General features: G+C 67.3%; 23 protein-coding genes. 15 read left to right on the top strand and 8 right to left on the bottom strand.

What is annotated here, in order from left to right; genetic code table 11:
- Window positions 1-92 precede the first annotated feature (92 nt).
- Window positions 93-1103: an AraC family transcriptional regulator gene (locus tag JVH1_RS17665; RefSeq protein ID WP_009476859.1), complete on the top strand. Its 1011-nt coding sequence runs from the start codon at window positions 93-95 to the stop codon at window positions 1101-1103.
- Here JVH1_RS17665 and JVH1_RS17660 read toward each other — a convergent pair.
- Window positions 1079-1666, bottom strand: coding sequence for a GNAT family N-acetyltransferase (locus JVH1_RS17660; protein ID WP_009476860.1), 588 nt, complete (start codon window positions 1664-1666; stop codon window positions 1079-1081). The two genes, JVH1_RS17665 and JVH1_RS17660, sit on opposite strands and share 25 nt — an antisense overlap.
- 190 nt (window positions 1667-1856) lie before the next feature.
- Between JVH1_RS17660 and JVH1_RS17655 the strand changes: the two genes are divergently transcribed.
- The 5 genes from JVH1_RS17655 to JVH1_RS17635 all read left to right on the top strand — a co-directional run bounded on the left by JVH1_RS17655 (window position 1857) and on the right by JVH1_RS17635 (window position 8079).
- On the top strand, window positions 1857-3218 hold the full coding sequence (locus tag JVH1_RS17655) for an MFS transporter (RefSeq protein ID WP_009476861.1): 1362 nt from the start codon (window positions 1857-1859) through the stop codon (window positions 3216-3218).
- Between the two features lie 49 nt (window positions 3219-3267).
- Entirely contained in the window at window positions 3268-4863 is a 1596-nt protein-coding gene (locus tag JVH1_RS17650) for an aldehyde dehydrogenase (NADP(+)) (protein ID WP_009476862.1), read from the top strand.
- 25 nt (window positions 4864-4888) lie between these two features.
- Window positions 4889-5824 carry a 5-dehydro-4-deoxyglucarate dehydratase gene (locus JVH1_RS17645; protein ID WP_009476863.1) on the top strand — a complete coding sequence of 312 codons (936 nt, stop codon included), beginning with the start codon at window positions 4889-4891 and terminating at the stop codon, window positions 5822-5824.
- Complete coding sequence (locus JVH1_RS17640; RefSeq protein WP_009476864.1) at window positions 5824-7095, top strand: glucarate dehydratase family protein; 1272 nt, start codon at window positions 5824-5826, stop codon at window positions 7093-7095. Before JVH1_RS17645 ends, JVH1_RS17640 begins: the two co-directional genes overlap by 1 nt.
- Before the next feature lie 90 nt (window positions 7096-7185).
- Window positions 7186-8079, top strand: a complete 894-nt coding sequence (locus tag JVH1_RS17635; protein WP_005237937.1) for a LysR substrate-binding domain-containing protein — start codon at window positions 7186-7188, stop codon at window positions 8077-8079.
- A gap of 12 nt (window positions 8080-8091) precedes the next feature.
- On the opposite strand, the gene JVH1_RS17630 is transcribed toward JVH1_RS17635, so the two are convergent.
- The 6 genes from JVH1_RS17630 to JVH1_RS17605 form a co-directional block, all read right to left on the bottom strand.
- Window positions 8092-8574: a carboxymuconolactone decarboxylase family protein gene (locus JVH1_RS17630; RefSeq protein ID WP_029539728.1), complete on the bottom strand. Its 483-nt coding sequence runs from the start codon at window positions 8572-8574 to the stop codon at window positions 8092-8094.
- 65 nt (window positions 8575-8639) lie between these two features.
- Window positions 8640-9557, bottom strand: a complete 918-nt coding sequence (locus tag JVH1_RS17625; RefSeq protein ID WP_237735226.1) for an alpha/beta hydrolase fold domain-containing protein — start codon at window positions 9555-9557, stop codon at window positions 8640-8642.
- A gap of 59 nt (window positions 9558-9616) precedes the next feature.
- Window positions 9617-10102, bottom strand: a complete 486-nt coding sequence (locus tag JVH1_RS17620) for a putative lipoprotein (RefSeq protein WP_009476867.1) — start codon at window positions 10100-10102, stop codon at window positions 9617-9619.
- Window positions 10103-10153: 51 nt separating this feature from the next.
- Complete coding sequence (locus JVH1_RS17615) at window positions 10154-10468, bottom strand: hypothetical protein (protein WP_009476868.1); 315 nt, start codon at window positions 10466-10468, stop codon at window positions 10154-10156.
- A gap of 390 nt (window positions 10469-10858) precedes the next feature.
- On the bottom strand, window positions 10859-11389 hold the full coding sequence (locus tag JVH1_RS17610; RefSeq protein ID WP_009476869.1) for a DinB family protein: 531 nt from the start codon (window positions 11387-11389) through the stop codon (window positions 10859-10861).
- A 25-nt stretch (window positions 11390-11414) separates the two neighbouring features.
- On the bottom strand, window positions 11415-12278 hold the full coding sequence (locus JVH1_RS17605) for a metalloregulator ArsR/SmtB family transcription factor (protein WP_043780370.1): 864 nt from the start codon (window positions 12276-12278) through the stop codon (window positions 11415-11417).
- Window positions 12279-12374: 96 nt separating this feature from the next.
- On the opposite strand from JVH1_RS17605, the gene JVH1_RS17600 reads away from it, so the two are divergent.
- From JVH1_RS17600 to JVH1_RS17585, 4 genes are all read left to right on the top strand, one after another.
- Complete coding sequence (locus tag JVH1_RS17600; protein ID WP_009476871.1) at window positions 12375-13667, top strand: NAD(P)-binding domain-containing protein; 1293 nt, start codon at window positions 12375-12377, stop codon at window positions 13665-13667.
- A gap of 160 nt (window positions 13668-13827) precedes the next feature.
- On the top strand, window positions 13828-14754 hold the full coding sequence (locus JVH1_RS17595; protein WP_009476872.1) for an ATP-binding cassette domain-containing protein: 927 nt from the start codon (window positions 13828-13830) through the stop codon (window positions 14752-14754).
- Window positions 14751-15557 (top strand): ABC transporter permease, encoded by an 807-nt coding sequence (locus JVH1_RS17590; protein WP_009476873.1) that lies wholly within the window; start codon window positions 14751-14753, stop codon window positions 15555-15557. Before JVH1_RS17595 ends, JVH1_RS17590 begins: the two co-directional genes overlap by 4 nt.
- Window positions 15558-16026: 469 nt before the next feature.
- Complete coding sequence (locus tag JVH1_RS17585) at window positions 16027-16656, top strand: sigma-70 family RNA polymerase sigma factor (protein WP_009476875.1); 630 nt, start codon at window positions 16027-16029, stop codon at window positions 16654-16656.
- 114 nt (window positions 16657-16770) lie between these two features.
- On the opposite strand, the gene JVH1_RS17580 is transcribed toward JVH1_RS17585, so the two are convergent.
- Entirely contained in the window at window positions 16771-16950 is a 180-nt protein-coding gene (locus JVH1_RS17580) for a hypothetical protein (protein WP_157174041.1), read from the bottom strand.
- A gap of 193 nt (window positions 16951-17143) precedes the next feature.
- On the opposite strand from JVH1_RS17580, the gene JVH1_RS17575 reads away from it, so the two are divergent.
- From JVH1_RS17575 to JVH1_RS17555, 5 genes are all read left to right on the top strand, one after another.
- Entirely contained in the window at window positions 17144-17398 is a 255-nt protein-coding gene (locus JVH1_RS17575) for a hypothetical protein (protein ID WP_009476877.1), read from the top strand.
- Window positions 17399-17489: 91 nt separating this feature from the next.
- A complete protein-coding gene (locus JVH1_RS17570) occupies window positions 17490-17831 on the top strand; it encodes a helix-turn-helix transcriptional regulator (protein ID WP_011596363.1) in 342 nt (113 codons plus the stop codon).
- Window positions 17832-17834: 3 nt separating this feature from the next.
- A complete protein-coding gene (locus tag JVH1_RS17565) occupies window positions 17835-18320 on the top strand; it encodes an SRPBCC domain-containing protein (RefSeq protein WP_009476879.1) in 486 nt (161 codons plus the stop codon).
- Between the two features lie 183 nt (window positions 18321-18503).
- Window positions 18504-19088, top strand: coding sequence for a dihydrofolate reductase family protein (locus JVH1_RS17560; protein ID WP_009476880.1), 585 nt, complete (start codon window positions 18504-18506; stop codon window positions 19086-19088).
- A gap of 230 nt (window positions 19089-19318) precedes the next feature.
- Window positions 19319-20080, top strand: coding sequence for an alpha/beta hydrolase (locus JVH1_RS17555; RefSeq protein ID WP_009476881.1), 762 nt, complete (start codon window positions 19319-19321; stop codon window positions 20078-20080).
- Window positions 20081-20150 lie beyond the last annotated feature (70 nt).

Here is a 20150-nt window from a genome sequence, read left to right as displayed (position 1 = left end):
CTGTGATGCACCTAACAGTAGGGTCGCGATGAGGCGCATGCTTATCCCTGCGGGACAGGCGGCGTATCATTTCGGGACATGCTGGAGGCGGTATGAAACCCCTTGCGCGGTACGCGTCACTGAACGGGTACGTAGAGCTGTGCCGGTCGCTCGGACTCGAGCCGGCACCGCTGCTGCGCTCCGCCGGTCTGGACCCCTCCGGGCTCGGCCTCCAGGACCGCTGGATCCCGGCCGCGGCGATCGCGTGGTTGCTCGAGGCGTCGGTTAGCGCATCCGGGTACGACGACTTCGGGCTGCGCCTCGCCGAGCGCAGGCAGTTCTCCAACCTCGGCCCTCTCAGCCTCGTCGTGCGCGAGGAGCCCGACGTCCGCAGTGCCCTGCGCGTCCTGACCAGGTACGAGCACACCTACAACGAGGCGCTGCGGACACGGATGTCGGAGCGCGGCGGTCTGGTGACCTTGCGCGTCGAATTGGACGTGGGCGAGACGACCGAGATTCGGCAGTCGGTGGAACTGGCCGTCGGGGTGCTGCACCGGCTGCTGCGCGGCTTCCTCGGGGGCGGCTGGAAACCGCTCGCCGTCTGCTTCACCCATCCGGCTCCGGCGGACACGGCGACCCACCGACGCCTGTTCGGGCCGGTGGTGAACTTCGACCACGAGTTCGCGGGCATCGTCATCGAGGCCGGCGACCTGGCTGCGCCGAACAAGATGTCCGATCCACTGCTCCGTCCCTACACCCAGCAACTCCTCGAGTCCTGGGAGCCGTCGGACGACGTGACCATCGTGAGCCGGGTGCGCGAGCTGATCGAACTACTGCTGCCGACGGGCCGCTGTTCCGTCGAGCAGGTGGCTCGCAGCCTGGGTGTGGACCGGCGGACGGTGCATCGCCGCCTCGCCGAGAGCGGCGAGACGTTCTCGACCGTCCTGGACGCGACCCGCGTCGAACTCGCCGAACGGATGGTCGCGAATCCCCGCCTGAGTCTCACCGAGATCGCGGACATGCTGGCGTTCTCGGCGCCGAGCAACTTCTCCCGCTGGTTCGGTGGGCGGTTCGGATGCAGCCCGAGCCGGTGGCGAACTCAGCGGTCGGGCGACACCGGCTGAACCGGCCGGCACCCGTCCAGATCGAGCCTGCTGATGTAGTGGGCGCCGTCGTCGATGGGGTTGTCCGGCGGCAGGTAGCCCTCGCCGACGCGGCGGAAGCCGGCCTTCTCGAGCGCGCGCCACGACGCCCGGTTGGGGACGACGACGGGGACGACGATCGCGGTGGCGTCGGGTAGGTCGGCGCGGCACTTGGCGACGAACGCGCTGATCATCGCGGTTCCCAGCCCCTGGCCGGTGTGTTGCGGGTCGCCGACGTAGTAGTCGATGGAGATGCTTCCCGGTGGGATTTCGACGAGGGCTGCGAGGAGCGTGAGGTCCTCGGGGTAGTCGGCGATCCGGTACCGCTGGATGAATCCGAACGGCAGGCCGCCGCGCAGGACGAGGAAGTCCTCGCACGGCTCGGTGCCGTCGATGCTGCCGCCGAAATCGCGCTCGATGTCGGCGTCCGCGGTGTCGTGGTTCCAGAACCGCGCGACGTGCGGCGCGCGGAGCCATCGTTGCAGTTGAGGGAAGAATTCGCGGGTCGTGCGGACGAATTCGAAGGTGACTGCGTCGGCGCTCACGACAGGAAACTAGCAGGAATCCTGTCGATTCAACTTCGGCATCGATAACGAGAATCTTTGACTTGGACATGTATCGACCATGCCTCTAGCGTGATTCCTATGACTCAGGTCACGCCTGGTAGCCGGGCGTGATCGGAGTCCTCCAACGTTCCCCGCACCACCAGCGCCAGCACACAGAGAGGAGTCACCGATGACCCTCCCCCTCGCCGTTTCCCCGGCAGTCGACAGCGCGGTCTCCAAGATCTTCCGTCGCGTCGTCCCGCTGTTCATCGTCATGCTCATCTGCAACCAGCTCAACAGATCCAACATCGGTTACGCGCAGACGCATCTCGAGGCGGACGTGGGAATCGGCGCCGCGGCGTACGGCTTCGGTGCAGGTGTCTTCTTCATCGCCTATGCGATCTTCGAACTGCCGTCGAACGTGCTCATGGAGAAGTTCGGCGCCAAGGTGTGGCTCACCCGCATCATGATCTCGTGGGGCCTGGTGTCCGCGGCGATGGTGTTCGTCAACGGCCCGGAGATGTTCTACGTCCTGCGGTTCCTCCTCGGTGTCGCCGAGGCCGGCTTCTTCCCGGCCATCATCTTCTACTTCACCCGCTGGCTGCCGAATAATCACCGCAGCCGCGCCACGGCACTGTTCATCGCCGGGTCCTCCATCGCGGCCGCCATCTCGGGGCCGCTGTCCGGACCGCTGCTGTCCCTCGACGGACTCGGTGGGCATCACGGCTGGCAGTGGATGTTCGGGCTGGAAGGCCTGCTGTCCGTCGTCGTCGGATGCATCGCCTACCGCCTGCTCGACTCGAAGATCGACGACGCGAAGTGGCTCACCGCCCCGGAAAAGCACGACCTGCAGGCCGTCATCGCCGAGGAGGACGTGCTGCGCAGCGAGGCGTCCGCGAAGCGTGGCGAGTCGGGCTCGCGCTGGAAGCTGCTCCTGCAGCCGCGGATCCTGGTGTGCTGCGGCATCTTCTTCGCGATCACCATGGCGATCTACGCCAACACGTTCTGGCTCCCGTCGATCATCCGCCGCATCCCGGGCACCAACGACGTCACCGTCGGGTTGCTCTCCTCGCTGCCGTGGATCTGCGCGATCTTCGCGATGTACTTCTCCAACCGCTCCGCCGACCGCACCGGACGGCACAAGCCCTACCTCGTCGCCGCGCTGCTCATCGGCGGTGTCGGCACGATGGCCGCCGCGTTCGTCACGCCCTGGCTGGCGCTTCCGCTGCTGTGCGTCGCGACGATGGGATTCAAGAGCGCGAGCCCGCTGTTCTGGTCCATTCCGCAGCGCACCCTCCACCCGATGGTGCTGGCACCGGCGATCGCGATCATCAACTCGCTCGGCAACCTGGGCGGCTTCGTGGCCCCGTTCGGCTTCGGAGTGATCAAGGAGCAGACCGGCACGGTGACGATGGGCCTCGTCGTGTTGTCGCTCTTCGCCCTGGCCGCCGCCGCGGCGGTGACGTACTTCCGGCGCGACAAGGAAGACATCGACGACGTCGCGGACCTGGCAGAGGTGGGCTCCGACGAGCCCACCGTGGCAGCCAAGTGAACTCTCACCGGCACATACGAAACGTAGACGAGAACTCGAGGACCCAATCATGACAGCAACGGTGAACCGGACCGACGTGACCGGACAGATGATCATCGCAGGGAAGCCCGTCCAGGGTTCCGGCACGACGATCCACGGCATCGACCCCACCACCGACGGCCGGCTGGAACCGGGCTTCGCGCACGGTGACGAACGGGACGTCGACGCCGCCTGCGCCGCCGCCGCCGAGGCGTTCGCGCCGTTCCGCGCCACGAGCAGCGAGAAGCGCGCCCAGTTCCTCGAGGCGATCGCCGACAACATCGAGGCCCTCGGCGAGACGCTCATCGCACGGGCGTGCGCCGAATCCGGACTTCCCCAGGGCCGCATCGCCGGTGAGGTGGGCCGCACGTCCGGACAGCTGCGGCTGTTCGCCGGCGTGCTGCGTGACGGCGGCTGGAACGGTGCCCGCATCGATCCCGCGATGCCCGACCGGACGCCCCTGCCCCGTGCCGACATCCGGCAGCGGAAGGTGCCGCTCGGACCCGTCGCGGTGTTCGGTGCGAGCAACTTCCCCCTCGCCTTCTCCGTTGCCGGCGGCGACACCGCGTCCGCGCTGGCTGCGGGCTGCCCCGTCGTCGTGAAGGCTCACGACGCGCACCCCGGCACCTCCGAACTCGTCGGCCGCGCCATCGCCGACGCGGTGACGAGCACCGGCATGCCTGCGGGCACGTTCTCCCTGCTGTTCGGCTCGGGCCGCGGGCTCGGCACTGCACTGGTCACCGACCCGCGCATCAAGGCCGTCGGATTCACCGGATCCCGTTCCGGTGGAACCGCTCTGGTCGCCGCTGCCGCCGGACGTCCGGAACCCATCCCGGTGTACGCCGAGATGAGTTCGATCAACCCGGTGTTCGTGCTCGAGAACGCCCTCGCCTCCCGCGGCGCCGACCTCGGCCGCGCGTTCGTCGGGTCCCTGACGCTCGGATCCGGCCAGTTCTGCACCAACCCCGGACTCGTCATCGCCGTCGACGGTCCCGGCCTCGCCGAGTTCGTCGCGGCCGCGAATGCCGCGGTCGCCGAGGCGGTGCCGACGCCGATGCTCACCCCGGTCATCGCCGGCTCCTACGCCGACGGGGTTGCCGCCCTCGAGGGCGCGGCCACCGTGGAGGCCCGCGGCGTCGAGTCCGACGCCCCCAATTCGTGCCGGGCCGCCCTGTTCAGCAGCGACGCCGACACGTTCCTGGGATCGGAGGTGTTGCAGCAGGAGGTGTTCGGCTCGTCCAGTCTGATCGTGAAGTGCCGCGACGCCGAGCAGGTGCGTGCCGTGGCGGCGCAGTTGGAAGGACAGCTGACCGCGACCGTCCACGTCGACGACGCCGATCTCGACGAGGCCGGACGGCTGCTGCCCGTCCTCGAGCTCAAGGCCGGCCGGATCCTGTTCAACGGCTGGCCCACCGGGGTCGAGGTCGGCCACGCGATGGTGCACGGTGGCCCGCACCCCGCGACCTCCGACTCGCGCACCACGTCCGTCGGCTCGCTGGCGATCGAACGGTTCCTGCGTCCCGTTGCCTACCAGGATGTTCCGAGCTCGCTGCTCCCCGCCGCCATCGCCGACGGCAACCCCGACCAGTTGTGGCGCCGCATCGACGGCCGACTCACCCAAGCCTGATTTTCCCTTCGTGAAGGAGTTCCCCATGCTCGACGGCGTCTTGTTCTTTCCCGTCACCCCGTTCACCGCATCCGGCGACGTCGACTACGACCGGCTCGCCGAGCACGTCGCCAAGGGTGTCGACGCCGGCCCCGGAGGCGTCTTCATCGCCTGCGGCACCGGCGAATTCCACGCCCTCGGGCTGGAGGAGTTCGGCAAGATCGTCGCCAAGGCCACCGAGGTCGTCGCCGGACGCGTCCCCGTGTTCGCCGGCGCCGGCGGCTCGGTGCAGCAGGCCAAGGAGTTCGCTGCCAGCGCGAAGGCCAATGGCGCCGACGGCATCCTGCTGCTCCCGCCGTACCTGGTGACGATGCCGCAGGCCGGACTGGTGGAGTACACCCGCGCGGTCGCCGACACCACCGATCTCCCGCTCGTCGTCTACAACCGCGGCAACGCCCGGTTCGACGAGGCGGCCGCCGTGGAGGTCGCGCAGTTCCCGACCGTGGTCGGGTTCAAGGACGGCACCGGTGATCTCGACAAGGTGGGCCGCATCGTCCGTGCGGTGAAGGACGCGCTCGCCCCGTCCGGCAAGCCGTTCCTGTTCTTCAACGGCATGCCCACCGCTGAGGTCACCCAGCAGGCGTACCGCGCGATCGGCGTCACGCTGTACTCGTCCGCGACGTTCGCGTTCGCGCCCGAACTCGCTCTCGGGTTCTACGAGGCGCTCGAATCCGGCAACGAGGAACTCACCGACGCGCTGCTCCGCGACTTCTTCCACCCCCTGGTGCGTCTGCGTGATCAGGTGCCCGGATACGCGGTGTCGCTGATCAAGTCGGGGGTCGCGATGGAAGGTATCGACGCCGGGTCCGTGCGGCCGCCGCTCGTCCCGACGAGCGAGGCCCACCTGCTCGAACTCGCGCAGATCACCGCAGCCGGTCGCGCCGTTCTCGCCGACGCGCTGGCCGTGCAGGCGGCGGTCTGATGACTGCCGCACCCATCCGGATCACCGGCGCACGGATCACGCCCGTCGCGTTCGTCGACCCGCCGCTCCTCAACACCGTCGGCGTGCACCAGCCCTACGCGCTGCGTGCGATCATTCAACTCGACACGGACGGCGGGCTCGTCGGCCTCGGTGAAACGTACGCCGACTCAGCCCACCTCATCCGGCTCGAGGCGGCCGCCGACGCGATCGTCGGGCTGGACGTGTTTGCGCTCAACGCGATCCGCGCGGCGATCGACGAGAAGATCGCCACCCTGACCGTCACGGGCGGTGACGGCGTCGCGGGCATGATCACCACGGCCAGCACCACCGACCGCGTGTTCTCCCCGTTCGAGGTGGCGTGCCTCGACGTGCAGGGCAAGACGCTCGGCCGGCCGGTGTCCGATCTGCTCGGCGGCAAGGTGCGCGACGCCGTCCCGTTCAGCGCCTACCTGTTCTACAAGTGGGCCGGGCACCCCGGCGCCGAGCCCGACGAATGGGGCGAGGCGATCGACCCCGACGGTCTGGTCCGTCAGGCACAGAAGATGATCGGCGAGTACGGCTTCGAGGCCATCAAGGTCAAGGGCGGCGTGTTCTCGCCGGACGAGGAGATCGCCGGCATCAAGGCGCTGCGTGCCGCATTCCCCGACCTGCCGCTGCGCCTCGACCCCAACGCCGCGTGGACCGTCGACACGTCGATCAGGGTCGCGTCGGAACTCGACGGCATCGTCGAATACCTCGAGGACCCGACGCCGGGCCTCGACGGCATGGCCGAGGTTGCGCGGGAGGCGAAGATGCCGCTGGCCACGAACATGTGCGTCGTCGCGTTCGATCAGCTGAAGCCTGCGGTGCTGAAGGATTCGGTCCAGGTCGTGCTGTCGGATCACCACTACTGGGGTGGCCTGCAGCGGTCGCGGTTGCTCGCCGGTATCTGCGACAACTTCGGTCTGGGCCTGTCGATGCACTCCAACTCGCACCTCGGCATCAGCCTGGCCGCGATGGTGCACCTCGCCGGCGCCACACCGAACCTCACGTACGCGTGCGACACGCACTGGCCGTGGAAGACCGAGGACGTCGTCAAACCCGGTGTGCTGAAGTTCGTCGCCGGCGCGGTCCCGGTGCCGACGACGCCGGGTCTCGGTGTGGAGATCGACGAGGACGCCCTCGCCGCCCTGCACCAGCAGTACCTCGACTGCGGGGTGCGCGACCGCGACGACACCGGATACATGAAGTCGGTGGATCCGACGTTCGAGAACACCTGCCCTCGCTGGTAACTGTCTCACCGAAGGCGCCGACGGCGGTCTCGGTCGGCGCCTTCGGGGTGGGATACATTGAGTCCACCCCGAGGCAAAGGAGTGGATCGAATGTTCTCCCTCGCGCGGCTGTCGTGTTTCATCGCCGTCGCGGAGGAACTGCATTTCGGTCGCGCCGCCGAGCGCCTGCACATGACGCAGCCGCCGCTGAGCCGTCAGATCCAGCAACTCGAAAGCGAACTCGGCGTGCAGTTGATCGACCGCACCAGCCGATCCGTCACCCTCACCGCCGCCGGTGCGGCGTTCCTGCCCGACGCTCGGCGCATCCTGAGCCTGTCGGAGAGTGCCGCGCTGACGGTGCGGCGCGTCCCGGCCGGTGACCTCGGCACCGTCGTCGTCGGATTCACCGGCGCGTCCGCGCACGCGGTGCTGCCGAGGTTGCTCGAGGCCGCACGGGACAGACTCCCGGACGTGAAAGTCGTTCTGCGGGAAATGGTCACCTCCGTGCAGATCGAATCGTTGATCAGCGGTGAACTGGACCTCGGTCTGATCCGCCCGATCCTCACCCGCCCCGGCATCGACACGCGCCCCATCCACCACGAACGGCTCGTCGCCGCGCTGCCCGCCGGTCACCCCCTCGCCGACGCCGAGCAGCTGGCTGTGGAGGACTTCGACGATCAGCCCGTCGTCATGTATTCGCCCGTCGATGCGCGGTACTTCCACGAACTGCTCATCAGCACGTTCACGATCGTCGGCGCCTCTCCCCGCTACGTGCAGTACGTCACGCAGGTGCACACGATGCTGGTGCTCGTCCGGTCCGGGCTCGGCATGGCCCTCGTCCCCGAATCCGCGCAGACGATGCACCCGGAGGGGGTCGTGTTCCGTCCCGTCTCCGCCGTCCGCGACCGGCCCGTCCAGATGAACGCCGCCTGGCGTTCGGACAACCGGAACCCCGCGCTGCGCAGGTTCATGGAGGACGTCCTGCCGCAGCGGGAGTGGGAATGAGAACCGGAGTGCTCAGAGCGTGAGCTTGCACGTCTGACCGATGTCGAGCACCCGCAGCACCCGGCCCGTCCCCAGCCACAACGCGCACGACAACGCCAGGTCGGTCAGGATCTCGTCGGTGAAATGCTCGTGACACCGCGCCCAGAAGTCCTCGTCGTCGCGGAGCGCCGTGTGATCGGTGGCGAACCGGTGGGCGAACTCCGCCGCCGTCCGCTCCTCGGCGCTGTACCCGGGCCACGACTCCCACTCGAGAACGTGATCGTAGAAGTGCTCGTCGATCCCCGCATCGGCGCCACTCCTGTCGCGGGTGCCGAGGCACACGGCGCACTCATTGGCCTCCGCGACCGCCATCCGGGCGATCTCCCGAACCCGTAACGGTAACCGGTTCCGGTTGTACACGGCGTCCGTGAAAGCGCCGAGCGCACCACCCAGCTCGGGTGAGATCGACAGCCAACCTGCCACGTCATCGTCACTGTAGCTACCTACTCGACTCATCCCCGAATGCTACAGCTGGAGGTGTCGCGGGCGGAAGATCTGACACGTGTTCTATCTTTCGAACGTCACGCTCGCAGTGTGCGGACGATGTCTTCGCGGGCGGCACGTGCCTGGCGGATCAGGGGGAAGAGTGCGTAGTCGTGCTGCATCCCGATCTCCTCGATGTAGTCGACTGTCGTGCCGGCCTCGCGTGCTCGCTGAGTGAGCGCGCGGGAGTCGGTGACGAGAATGTCGTGGGTGCCGGTGTACACGCTCATGGGCGCGAGGCCGGTGAGGTCGCCGAAGAGGGGGCTGACGCGCCAGTCGGTGACCTCGAGGTCGCCCGCGTAGAGTCGGCCGGCTTCTTCCAATCCTCCGCGCGCAAGGAGGATGTCACGCTTCTCGATGGTGGCTTGGGTGGGGTCGCTCATGGTGGCGTCCAGCCACGGGGCGACAAGGATCAGCCGCCACGGCTGTGGTGCGCCCCTACGTTTGAGTTCCTGCGCTGCGGCGAGCGCGAGCCCGCCACCGGCGGAATCGCCGATCACCGCCACGTTGTCGGCGCCTCGGGTGGAGATTGCCGATTCGACGAGGTCGGCCGCATCGGCGACGGTGCGGGCGGCCGTCCGGTGCGGGGCGAGGGGGTAGATCGGAAGCAGAAGCCGGACCGATGCCGCCGCGGTGATGGTGCGCGCGAACAGCCAGTGGAAGGACGTTATTTCGCGGACATAGGCACCGCCGTGGAAGTCGACCACAGTCTTTCCGTATCGCCCGTTGTCCGGTTCGACGGTGAAGACGGGAAACCCGCCGGTGCGGTCGGCGGAGAGCCGCACCCCGCGCAGGAGCGGAGATGGTGGCGGGTTGAACGAGGCCGGCCGCAGCGTCGTCGCGTGGACGTCGCGCCGCGTGTCCTCGGCCGTGCGGAGTTTGCTGCGGCCGAGCAGTATCCGAACCCCTGTGTGAACGATTGCGGGGCGAATGTCGGGAAGGTTCACGCCCCTCATTGTGACGTGTTCGCGGACTCGGCGCGGCTGCTCCGGCGAGTTGCACGGCAATTCGATCCTCAGTGGGCCAGCCGCTGGAGGATCGCGTCCAATGCCGCATCAGCGTTCTCGCTGTTGAAGATGTTCTGCCCGTGTGCGGAGCCCGGCAGAAGGATCACTTTGTTGTCGGCGCCCGGTGATCCGTCGGCGAGTTGCTCCGACACGCCGGCGACGGGCTCGTCCTCGCTGGCGATGAACAGCTTGGGCTCACTGCCGAGGCCGTCGACCACCCGGTTGGGGGAGAGCAGCACCAGCTGGTCGGGTAGGTCGGGCTGCTGCGAGGCCAGTTGCAGGATTGCGTCGGCGCCCGCGCTTCCGCCGACCAGCGCGACGTCGGGGTGCCCACTGTCCTGGAGGCTGGCGACGGTGGCCGCGATCGACTCCGGCGTGATGTCCTCGACGGCGATGACGGACGTGTCATTGCCCGCCGACGGTGTGCTGTCATCGCCGGAGCAGCCCACCACGACGGCGAGCAGCAGAGACAGAAGGGCGAGTATGGCCTTCATGTCTCGAACATACTGCCGAGGGCACGTTCGACGCGGCGAAAAGGTCCCGTTCTAGGTGACTTTCACGCTGCCCGAGAAGAAGAACGGGGCCATGTTGCCGAAGCAGAACGCGGTCACATTCGATCCCGTCGCGAATCCGTCGAGCGTGCCGAGACCAGCCGCGAAGGCACCCGTCTTGAACGTGAAGTTCGAGTCGAATGCGAAGCACGTCCAGCTTTCACCGGTCGGAATGTCGATCTTCACCTGGCCGGTTCCGCCCGCGCTCAGTGTCGGTGCCGCCGTGGCGGGAGTGCCGCCCGCGAAAACCAGGGTGGGAGCGATGACGGCGGCCACGACTGCCGATCGCACAGCGAATGTGTTTCTCATAATACTCACCTCATTCGATAATCCCCGACTCCTGCAGCGGGATTGTTACTTTCTCTCCCGAGTTCGCGCCACCGGTCTGTCAAATGGTCCTACGCCACTGGCGGAGGAATATTAACCCTGTTCAGGGTGTGGATTCTCGGCTACCGGTGGGAGCCGAGAATCCCTGTCCTGGATCACTCGATCGTCAGCCGAGTCCGAGAAATTCTCTTCCCTGTTGTTTATGTGAAACACGGGATCGTCGATCTCCGCTTACTTTGCCTATCGCACACGGGTCTGCAGAACGTTTCGATTAATGACGCTCTTTCTCACATTCTGATATTGAACAACTGTCCACCATGATTTCGTCACGTCGGTAGGAATTGAATTCCTACGTGTCGGCAGCTACCCCGTTCAGTCGAGAGTGAGCTGTTGTCGGTGGAAGTCGAAGTGCTTTCCCGGGTATCGAAAGACCTGCTCGACGGTCATCGTTTCGGTGAAGAACGGATCCCAACGCACCGGAAAGGACATGCTGCGCTGTAGGTCTGCATCGGTCTGCCGGGCGAGGGAGCCTTGCAGCGAAGCGATGACGCGGTCGAAGTGGCGGCCCATCCGGCGTCGGTTGTAGACGCGCGCCGCCAGGGCCGAGCCCCGAAAGTTGACCTCGTCGAAGACTGGGGTGGCGGCGTCGAGCACGTGCGCGAACCGTCGGCTCGCCCCCTCCGGCAACCGGGAGAACATCCGGATCAGCAGGAGCAGCCGGCGAACGACCATGTAGCCGAAGACCATGTGGAACAGCAATTGCTCGTTGGTCCATCGGGTTCCGGACGAACGCCTCGCGAGATCCGGGGCGCTCGCACCGTCGAGTAATTCGTGCAGCACGCTCCGGGCGCGTTCGAGGTCCACGGCGATCGCGGCACGATCGACAGGTTGCTGCTCGGACATCGTGTGCCCCAGTCGATTCGGAGGATTATCCGACGACGGGGGAGCGGCGCTCGAGAAACACGGTGTCGCGCCATATGTCGTCGAGTCGGGCGATGCGTTCGCGCACACCGAGGGTGCGGAATCCGGCGGAGTGGTGCAGGGCGATACTGGCCCGGTTCTCGGGGAAGATCGAGGTCTGCAAGGTCCACAGTCCGGCCTCGTCGGCGGCGATGACCTGGGAGCGCAGCAAGGCCTTGCCGACGCCGCGCCCGCGCATCCCGTCGGCGACGTAGATCGAGTTCTCGGCCACGCCGGCGTAGCAGGCTCGCCCGGACACCGGGGACAGGGCGGCCCAGCCGACCACGACGTCGTCGATCTCGGCGACCCACCGATGCCCGGGCAGCCACAGTCCATCGAGCGTCGCCTGGGTGGGGACCTCGGTGGTGAAGGTGGCGTTGCGGGTGGCGATGCCTTCGCCGTAGATCCGGCGCACGTCATCCCAGTCCTGATCGGTCATGGTGCGCACGGTGACGTCGTCGGGCAGGTCGTCCGGGCAGCAGGGACGCGGCGTCAGTACACCCATCACTGCGTCGGCGGCGTGCGGCAGTCCGGTGCAGCAGGCCGGATTGACCATGACGACGGTGCTGGTGCCGCTCTTGCGGACCGAGACGAACCCGACATCGGCAAGCTTGCGCACGTGGTGCGAGACGGTGGGCTGGCCGATACCCAGAGCCTCGGCCAGCTCGCCCACGTTGATCCCGGTCTGGTGGGAGGCGACGTGGTGCAGCAGCCGCACCCGGGTCGGGTCGGCCAGGCACGCGAACCACCCGGCGTAGGTGGCCGCATCCTGCGGCGCCAACGCATCCACCTTGTCCGCGGGGCGGGCGACCGGAATGTCGGGGGAAGCCATGCCCTCACTATATCGATATCCATCGATGGTTGCCTTCATCGACGCGCATCGATACTCTCTGGAAGGATCGATGAACATCGATGAAAGGACTCCGAAATGATCGCCTTGCCTGTTGTTGTCGTGGGGGCCGGACCGATCGGCCTCGCTGCCGCGGCCCAGTTGCGCGAGCGTGGCCTGACCCCGCTGGTCCTCGAACGCGGTCCGGTAGCCGGTGCCGCGATCACGCAGTGGAATCACGTGCGGTTGTTCTCCCGTTGGGGTGAGCTGATCGACCCGTCGGCCCGCCGCCTGCTCGACGCCACCGGCTGGGCGGCGCCGGACGACGACGCGTACCCGTCCGGCCAGGACTGGACCGAGAACTACCTGCAACCCCTCGCGACCGCACTCGGCGACATCGTGCAGCTGTCCACCGAGGTGGTCGGGGTGGCCCGGCGCGGCCGGGACCGTGTCGTCGACGCCGGCCGCGACACCGAACCCCTCTCGGTACACATCCGCCGCGCCGACGGCACCGAGGATCGGATCACCGCGCAGGCCCTGATCGATGCCTCCGGCACCTGGGCCACCCCCAATCCCCTCGGCGGGGAAGGCCTGCCCGCGCTCGGCGAGCGCGCCGCCGCCGACGTTCTCGAATACCGGGTTCCGCATGTCGACGATCCCGAGGTGCGCGCCCGGTACGCGGGTAAGCACATCGTGATCGCCGGCAGCGGGCACTCGGCGCTGACCGCCATCGTGGCGCTGGCGGGCCTGGAGAAGCAGACGCCGGGCACCCGGATCAGTTGGGTGCTACGCCGCGGAGATGTCGGGTCCACCTTCGGCGGCGGCGAGGACGACCAGCTGCCCGCCCGCGGCGCCCTGGGCCTGCGTGCCAAGGCGGCGCTCGACGACGGGCCGCTGACGGTGGTTCCCGGGTTCCGCACCGCCACCATCGAACCCAACGGCGACGTCGGCCGGGTGGCGTTGATCTCCGACACCGGCGCCCGCATCGAGGACGTCGATCGGGTAGTGGTGCTCACCGGATTCCGGCCCGATCTGTCCTGGCTGTCGGAGATCCGCCTCGGCCTGGACCCGGTGCTGCAGGCGCCGGTGGAGTTGGCGCCGTTGATCGACCCGAACGTGCACTCCTGCGGCACCGTCTACCCGCACGGGATAGCCGAACTGTCGCATCCGGAGCCGAATGTGTTCCTGGTCGGGATGAAGAGCTACGGGCGGGCGCCGACGTTCCTGGCGATGACCGGGTACGAGCAGGTCCGCAGCATCGCCGCCGCCCTTGCCGGCGACCACGCCGCCGCCGCCCGCGTCGAACTCACGTTGCCGGAGACGGGGGTATGCGGCGGCGCCGGGGTCTTCGACGAACCCGAACCCGCCGCCGATGGCGCCACCATCTCCTGACCTGCCTGATTCTGCTTCGGGTGCGTCCAACTCGAGGTTCGTTCGTCTGAGGAAGCGGACTCCCACTCACCACCGGGTGGGTGCACACCTTCCGAGAGGAACCTCCGATGACCATCCACCCGACTGCCCGCCCCGCCCCTTACCGGTTCGGGGGTGTGCGATGAACGCGCCGACCGTCGTGGTCGAGGATCTGCACGTCGCCTACAACAAGACGTGGGCTCTCGACGGTGTCGATCTGGAGGCTGCCGCCGGGACCACGCTCGGTGTGCTCGGCCACAACGGTGCCGGCAAGACCACCTTGATCCGCACCCTCACCACCTTGGTGCGGCCCACCATCGGCCGCGTGCAGATTGAGGGCCTCGACGTGGTCGTCCACGCCACCGAGGTGCGTCGCCGGATCGGTGTGACCGGCCAATACGCCGGTCTCGACGAATTCCTCACCGCCCGAGAGAATCTGGAGCTGATCGGCCGACTGACCGGGCTGCGCCGCACCGCCCGCGAACGGGCCGACGCGCTGATCGACCGGCTCGGGTTGCAGGAATACGCGTCCCGGCGGGTGGGGGAACTCTCCGGGGGCTCGCGCCGGCGGGTCGATCTGGCCGCCAGCCTCGTCGGCTCCCCGTCGGTACTGTTCCTCGACGAGCCGACTACCGGTCTCGATCCCCTCGCCCGCGCCGGATTGTGGGACGTCGTCGACGAGCTCACCGACGCGGGCACTACGGTCGTGCTCACCACCCAGTACCTCGAGGAGGCCGACCGGCTCGCCGACCACATCGTGGTCCTGCGCCGGGGCAGGGTCGCCGCCCGCGGCACCCCCGCCGAGCTCAAACGGATTGTCGGCGGCAAGGTCCTCAGCGCCACCATCCCCGCCGGTCAGCTCGCCGCGCTGCCCTTCGTCCCGGACACCGATCCGCGGGTCGACGGCGACCGCCTGCGGGTGTCGGTCACCGTCGACGACGCCCCCGCCGCGACCGCGCTGGTCGCTGACCTGCACCGCGGCGGCATCGAGGTCACCGACCTGGACGTGACCTCACCGAGCCTCGACGACGTCTTCACCCACCTCGCCCACACAGGAGCCCACAAATGACCACCACCACTGCGATCGGGCGGCCCTCGGCCTTCGACCAGCTCGCCGCACTCACCGTCCGGAACCTGCGCACCAGTGCCCGCGTTCCGCAGCTGTTGATGTTCTCGCTGACCATGCCGATGGCGATGCTGGTGCTGTTCAGTCAGGTGTTCCGCAGCGTCGCCGCCGGACCGGGTTTCCCTGCCGGGGTCAGCTACATCGTCTTCCTCACCCCGGCGATGCTCGCCGTCTCCACGGTGATGGCCGGCACCAACGCCGGAGTGTCCGCCGCGATCGATCACACCAACGGCCTGCACGACCGCTTCGCGGCCCTGCCGATGCGGGCGGCGCTGCCGGGGGTGGCTCGCACCATCAACGAGGCCGTCTTCACCCTCGCCCGGGCTGCGTTGCTCGGGATCGCCGCCGTCGCTTTGGGTTTCGAGTTCCACGGCACCGCAGGGGATGCCGTCGCCGCGGTCCTGGTGCTGGTGGTGTTGGCCGGGGCGATGAGCGCCCTGTTCGGGCTGATCGGGGATCGGCTCCGCAGGCCGGACGTGGTCCAGTTCGCCGGGATGATGGTGATGATGCCGCTGATGTTCGTCTCGAGTGCGTTCGCGCCGATCGAGACCATGCCCGGCTGGATGCAGGCGATGGCGACAGTGAATCCGGTCGCGCACGCCACCGATGCCCTGCGCGGCCACGTGCTCGGCACCGCCACCGCCGGCGACACTCTTACCGCCCTGGTCGCGGCGATCGGTTTGTGGGCGGTGGTGACCGCCGTTCCCGTCCTCACCCGCATGATTCGGTCGGCACGCACCCGCTGAACAACGAACCCGCCCTGCCCATCCCACAACGGGAGGGGCAGGGCGGTTTGGTGTGTGCCCTCCTGGTCCGGAGCCGGGCACTCTGATGGCCCCTACCCGGTGCAGGGGGAGGGGCTAGGAGAGCGCTGTGTCAGCGGGTGCGCCCGGTGCGGGCGTCGACGGCGCTCATGCGGCGGCGTCGAGCAGATGCAGCTCCTCCGCCACGATCAGATCGACCTCTTCGCTGGTCAGACCCGACAACAGATGTGTAGTCAGCATTGCTCTCACCTCCTCACCGTGCTTCTACTGGTACGTCGAACCGGAGAATCCGGAATCGACATCGACACCCATACAGACGAGGAACTTCGGATTCGGACGCAGGTGCGTCCGACCGCGGTCACCGTCGTCCGTACCTGAGAGAGGACGCCCTCAGGGGGTCGCGACCGCGACGCCAGGCGGGGATGCTGGAGACGGAAAGGAACCACAGATCATGAACGAGGACACGGCCACCACCGCGACGACACCCCAGCAGGCACCAGCTGATCTCGACCAGCTCTGGCGCCGCTTCTCGAGCGACTTGCGGGCCTTCATCGCCCGCCGGGTCTCGCGTCCCGAGGACGCCGACGACATTCTGTCGATCGTGTTCCTGCGGATGGCCAAGAGCCTCGACAACCTGCGGGAGCAGGACCGCCTCCTTGGCTGGATGTATGCCATCACCCGCAACGCGATCACCGACTACTACCGGTCCGCATCTCACCGCCGCGAGCTGGCCGTCGACACCGTCCCCGACAACCCACCCGACGGAGAACCTGACGCCGACGAGACGGCGGAGAAGGAACTCGCCTCCTGCCTGGTGCCGATGCTCTCCGGGCTGCCCGCCGAGCAGGCCGCGGCGGTGAAGATGGTCGACCTCGACAACCGAACCAACGCCGCCGCCGCCAACGAGGTGGGAATCTCGGTGTCCGGGATGAAATCCCGGGTCCAACGCGGCCGCGCTGCCCTCCAGGCCCAATTGCACACCTGCTGTCAGATCAGCCAGGACCGCACGGGCCACGTCCACGACTACCAGCCCCGCAGCGGATCCTGCGCCTGCGGAGCCACGCCATCGGACGACGAGTAGACCGGCGAATCATCTCTGGTGACGGCGACGGGGCGACCGGGCGAGGTCACGCTGACAAGACTGCGGTGCGGCGCGAGCCATCTTCGCTCGCACCGCACCGTTGTCACCTGAGGGCTACTGGCAGCCGCATCCCTCGCGGCCGGCCGTCGCCGCCGGACCGCAGCATGTCGACTTCTCACTGAGGTCGCAGCAGGTGGCCTGCCGTTCGGTGCTGCAACACGTCGGCGCCGCAGTCCGTGGGGTTGCGTCCGTCCTGTCCGTCGCCGAGGTCTCGAACTCGTTGGGGTTGGTCATGGTGGCTCCTTGATCCGTGGGGATGGGTACCAGATCAGACGAAGGAGACCGGAAATGGACGCACTTGCCCGTCGCGAAAGATGAGGTGCGCCCGTGCCTGGCCGCGCCCCACTGAGATAAGTCGCGTGTCGAAACTTGTGTGCGAAACCGTCGGCGACCAGCACGGGTGAATCCTGCGGAGGACAATGGGACGATGCGATCCGAGCCGAAGCCTGACGACGCCGGAATGGCGGCCGCGGGTGAGGAGCCCAGGTATGAGCTGGTGGCCGCTCTGCTGGGCCAGTTCGCTGGATTTGTCCTGGGAGTCGCACTGGGCTGGTATGCGATTACCTGGGGGGTGGATACGTTGAGGGACGTCATGAATGTCCCGGAATTGTCGCCGGTGCCCATCGCGATGTTCGCACCGCTGTGGATCTCGATCGATGTCGGCGGGTTCTCCCCGAGCTAGATCGCGCTCGTCGGCGCACCGCATGCAACATCTTCAACCTGAGAGTCGAAGGGGCCTTGCACATACAACCAATCGGTTGTATGTTCTGGGTGTGTCAGAAACAGATGAGGACCGGGCCGATGCCCTGTTCCACGCGCTGTCCGACCGAACGAGGCGCGACATCATGCGTCGCGTGCTGGCCGGCGAGCATTCCGTCTCGGCACTGGCAGCGAAGTACGACATGAGTTTCGCTGCGGTACAGAAGCACGTCGCCGTTCTCCAGAAGTCCGGCCTACTCGTCAAAAGACGCAGCGGCCGTGAACAACTCGCCACGGGCGATGTGGAAGCAGTACGCGCGGTGTCGTCCATGCTCGCGGAGCTGGAACAGGTCTGGCGTGGACGTATCGCGCGCATCGACGAACTGATCGCAACGCAACCCCAACGGAAGGAATGAACGATGCCTGTCACCAATGTCAGCCACGACATCGACGCACTGACCCTGACCATCACCGCCGAGTTCGCCGCGCCCCGAGCGCGGATCTGGCAGATCTATGCCGATCCTCGCCAGCTCGAGAAGATCTGGGGTCCGCCGACGTACCCGGCGACGGTGGTCGACCACGAGTTCACCCCCGGCGGGCGGGTCAACTACTACATGACCGGCCCCGAGGGCGACAAGCATGCGGGCTACTGGAACATCGTCTCCGTCGATGAGCCGACCGGCTTCACCTTCACCGACGGATTCGCCGATGCGGATTTCACCCCGATCGAATCGATGCCGGTGTCCACCAACGAGTACTCCTTCGAGGAGAAGGACGGCAGCACCATCGCCACCTACGTCAGCACCTACGCAACCGCCGAAGGTCTCCAGCAGGTGCTCGACATGGGTGTGGTCGAGGGTGCCTCGCAGGCGATCGGCCAGATCGACGACCTCATCAAGGGTTGAGCCTGCCGGTTCACCGCGCAACCGATCTCGCCGCCTCGCTCTCCACGCGCGAGGCGGCGAGCCGGAACGGAGGACGCGACACTCGTGTTGCGACCACACGTCGTCCAGTACGACGGCGATGAGTTTCGCAGTGGTTCCCAGTCTGTACCTACACCGACCACAACCGCATTCGAGGAGAACGACATGACCGCGACCTACACCTTCGACGTCTTTTCCAGTCTCGACGGCTTCGGCGGCATCAGCGGCGGCGACTGGGGCGGCTACTGGGGTAAGCAAGGCCCCGAGTTGCTCGACCACCGCCTTGGCTTGTACAGCACGGAGCAGCGGATGATTTTCGGGGCCAACACCTATCGGGCGTTCGCACAGATGCTGGCCTCGAGCACCGAGGAGTCCGAAGTGCGTGACCCCTGGGTCACCAGGATGAGGAGCCTGCCGGCGACGGTGGTGTCGACGACGCTGGAAGGACCTCTCGACTGGCCGGACGCGACCGTCGTGAGCGGTGACGCTGTCGATGTCGTCGCCCGGCTCAAGGAGGAGTCCGAGGTGCCGTTGCGCTCGCACGGCAGCCTGGCGATGAATCGGGCGCTGATGGCCGCCGGCCTCGTCGACCGCCTGCAGGTGACGATCTTCCCTGTGATCACCGGTCAGACCGGTGATGACCCGATCTTCCAGGGTGGGGCCGACTTCGACCTGGAACTGCTCGAGAACCGGACGCTGGACGGTCACATCCAAGAGCTCATCTACCGACCCACCCTCCATTCGACCTGAAGGAATTCCGGGCGCGGCCAATCAGCGATCGGCCCTCGCGTGCTGGAAATAGGTTGGACGGGATTCGGCTCAGGTTGATAGCGTGCGCCAGACCGTGACATCACGCGAGGAGGTGAGACCCATGAACGCAGTAACCATGTGGGTGCTCCCACTCGTGTTCACGGTTCGGCGATTGACATAGGTGTCGCCGGGAGCGCCTCGACAACAAGGCAATCCCGAAAGGCAACACCATGCATTTCACCTCTGAGACATCGTCGAACGGTGTCATCGAACGTACATTCACACTGGATGAGATCACCGGCGTGCTCTGGTCGCCCACATCCGGAACCGTCCGCGCACCGCTGCTGCTGTCGGGGCACTCCGGCGGCATGCACAAGAAGGCGCCGGGGCTGGTAGCCGGTGCACTCCACTGCGTGACCACCTATGGGTACACCGTCGCCGCCATCGACGCGCCCGGACATGGCGACCGGCCGCGAAACCTTCAGGATCAGCGGTGGGCAGAGGCGATCCATCGGGCCCGGGCGGCGGGCGAACCGATCGCCCCGATCGTGATCGACTACAACATGTCGCTGGCGGAGCGTGCGGTGCCGGAATGGCAGGCGGCACTGGACGACCTTCAGGCGCTGCCCGAGATCGGCGTCGAAACGCCGATCGGCTACGGCGGCATGACGTTGGGTGTCGTGACCGGGATGATGTTGACGGCGGTCGAATCCCGGATCGCTGTCGTGAGTTTCGGTGGGGTCTTCGTGCACGATGCTCTGATCGAGGCGGCGAGAAAGATCACCGTCCCGGTCGAGTACCGGATTCCTTGGGACGACGAGGAATTCGACCGCACCTCCGGGGTCGCGTTGTTCGACGCCTTCGCGTCGAAGGAGAAGACGTTGCACGCCTACTCGGGCAGGCACTACCCGGTGCCCGAATACGAGAGCGACAGCTCCGCTCGGTTCTTCGCCCGCCACCTCGGCCGGGCCGCCGACACGGTTTCGGACTGACGTGAACGGTATCGGCGTCCGGATCCGCGCCGGACGCCGATACCGCCGTTGCCGTGCTCCAGCCGGCCTG

The sequence above is a fragment of the Rhodococcus sp. JVH1 genome (assembly GCF_000280725.2).
Classification (GTDB): Bacteria; Actinomycetota; Actinomycetes; order Mycobacteriales; family Mycobacteriaceae; genus Rhodococcus_F; species Rhodococcus_F jostii_A.
This window is presented reverse-complemented; position numbering and strand designations above follow the sequence as displayed.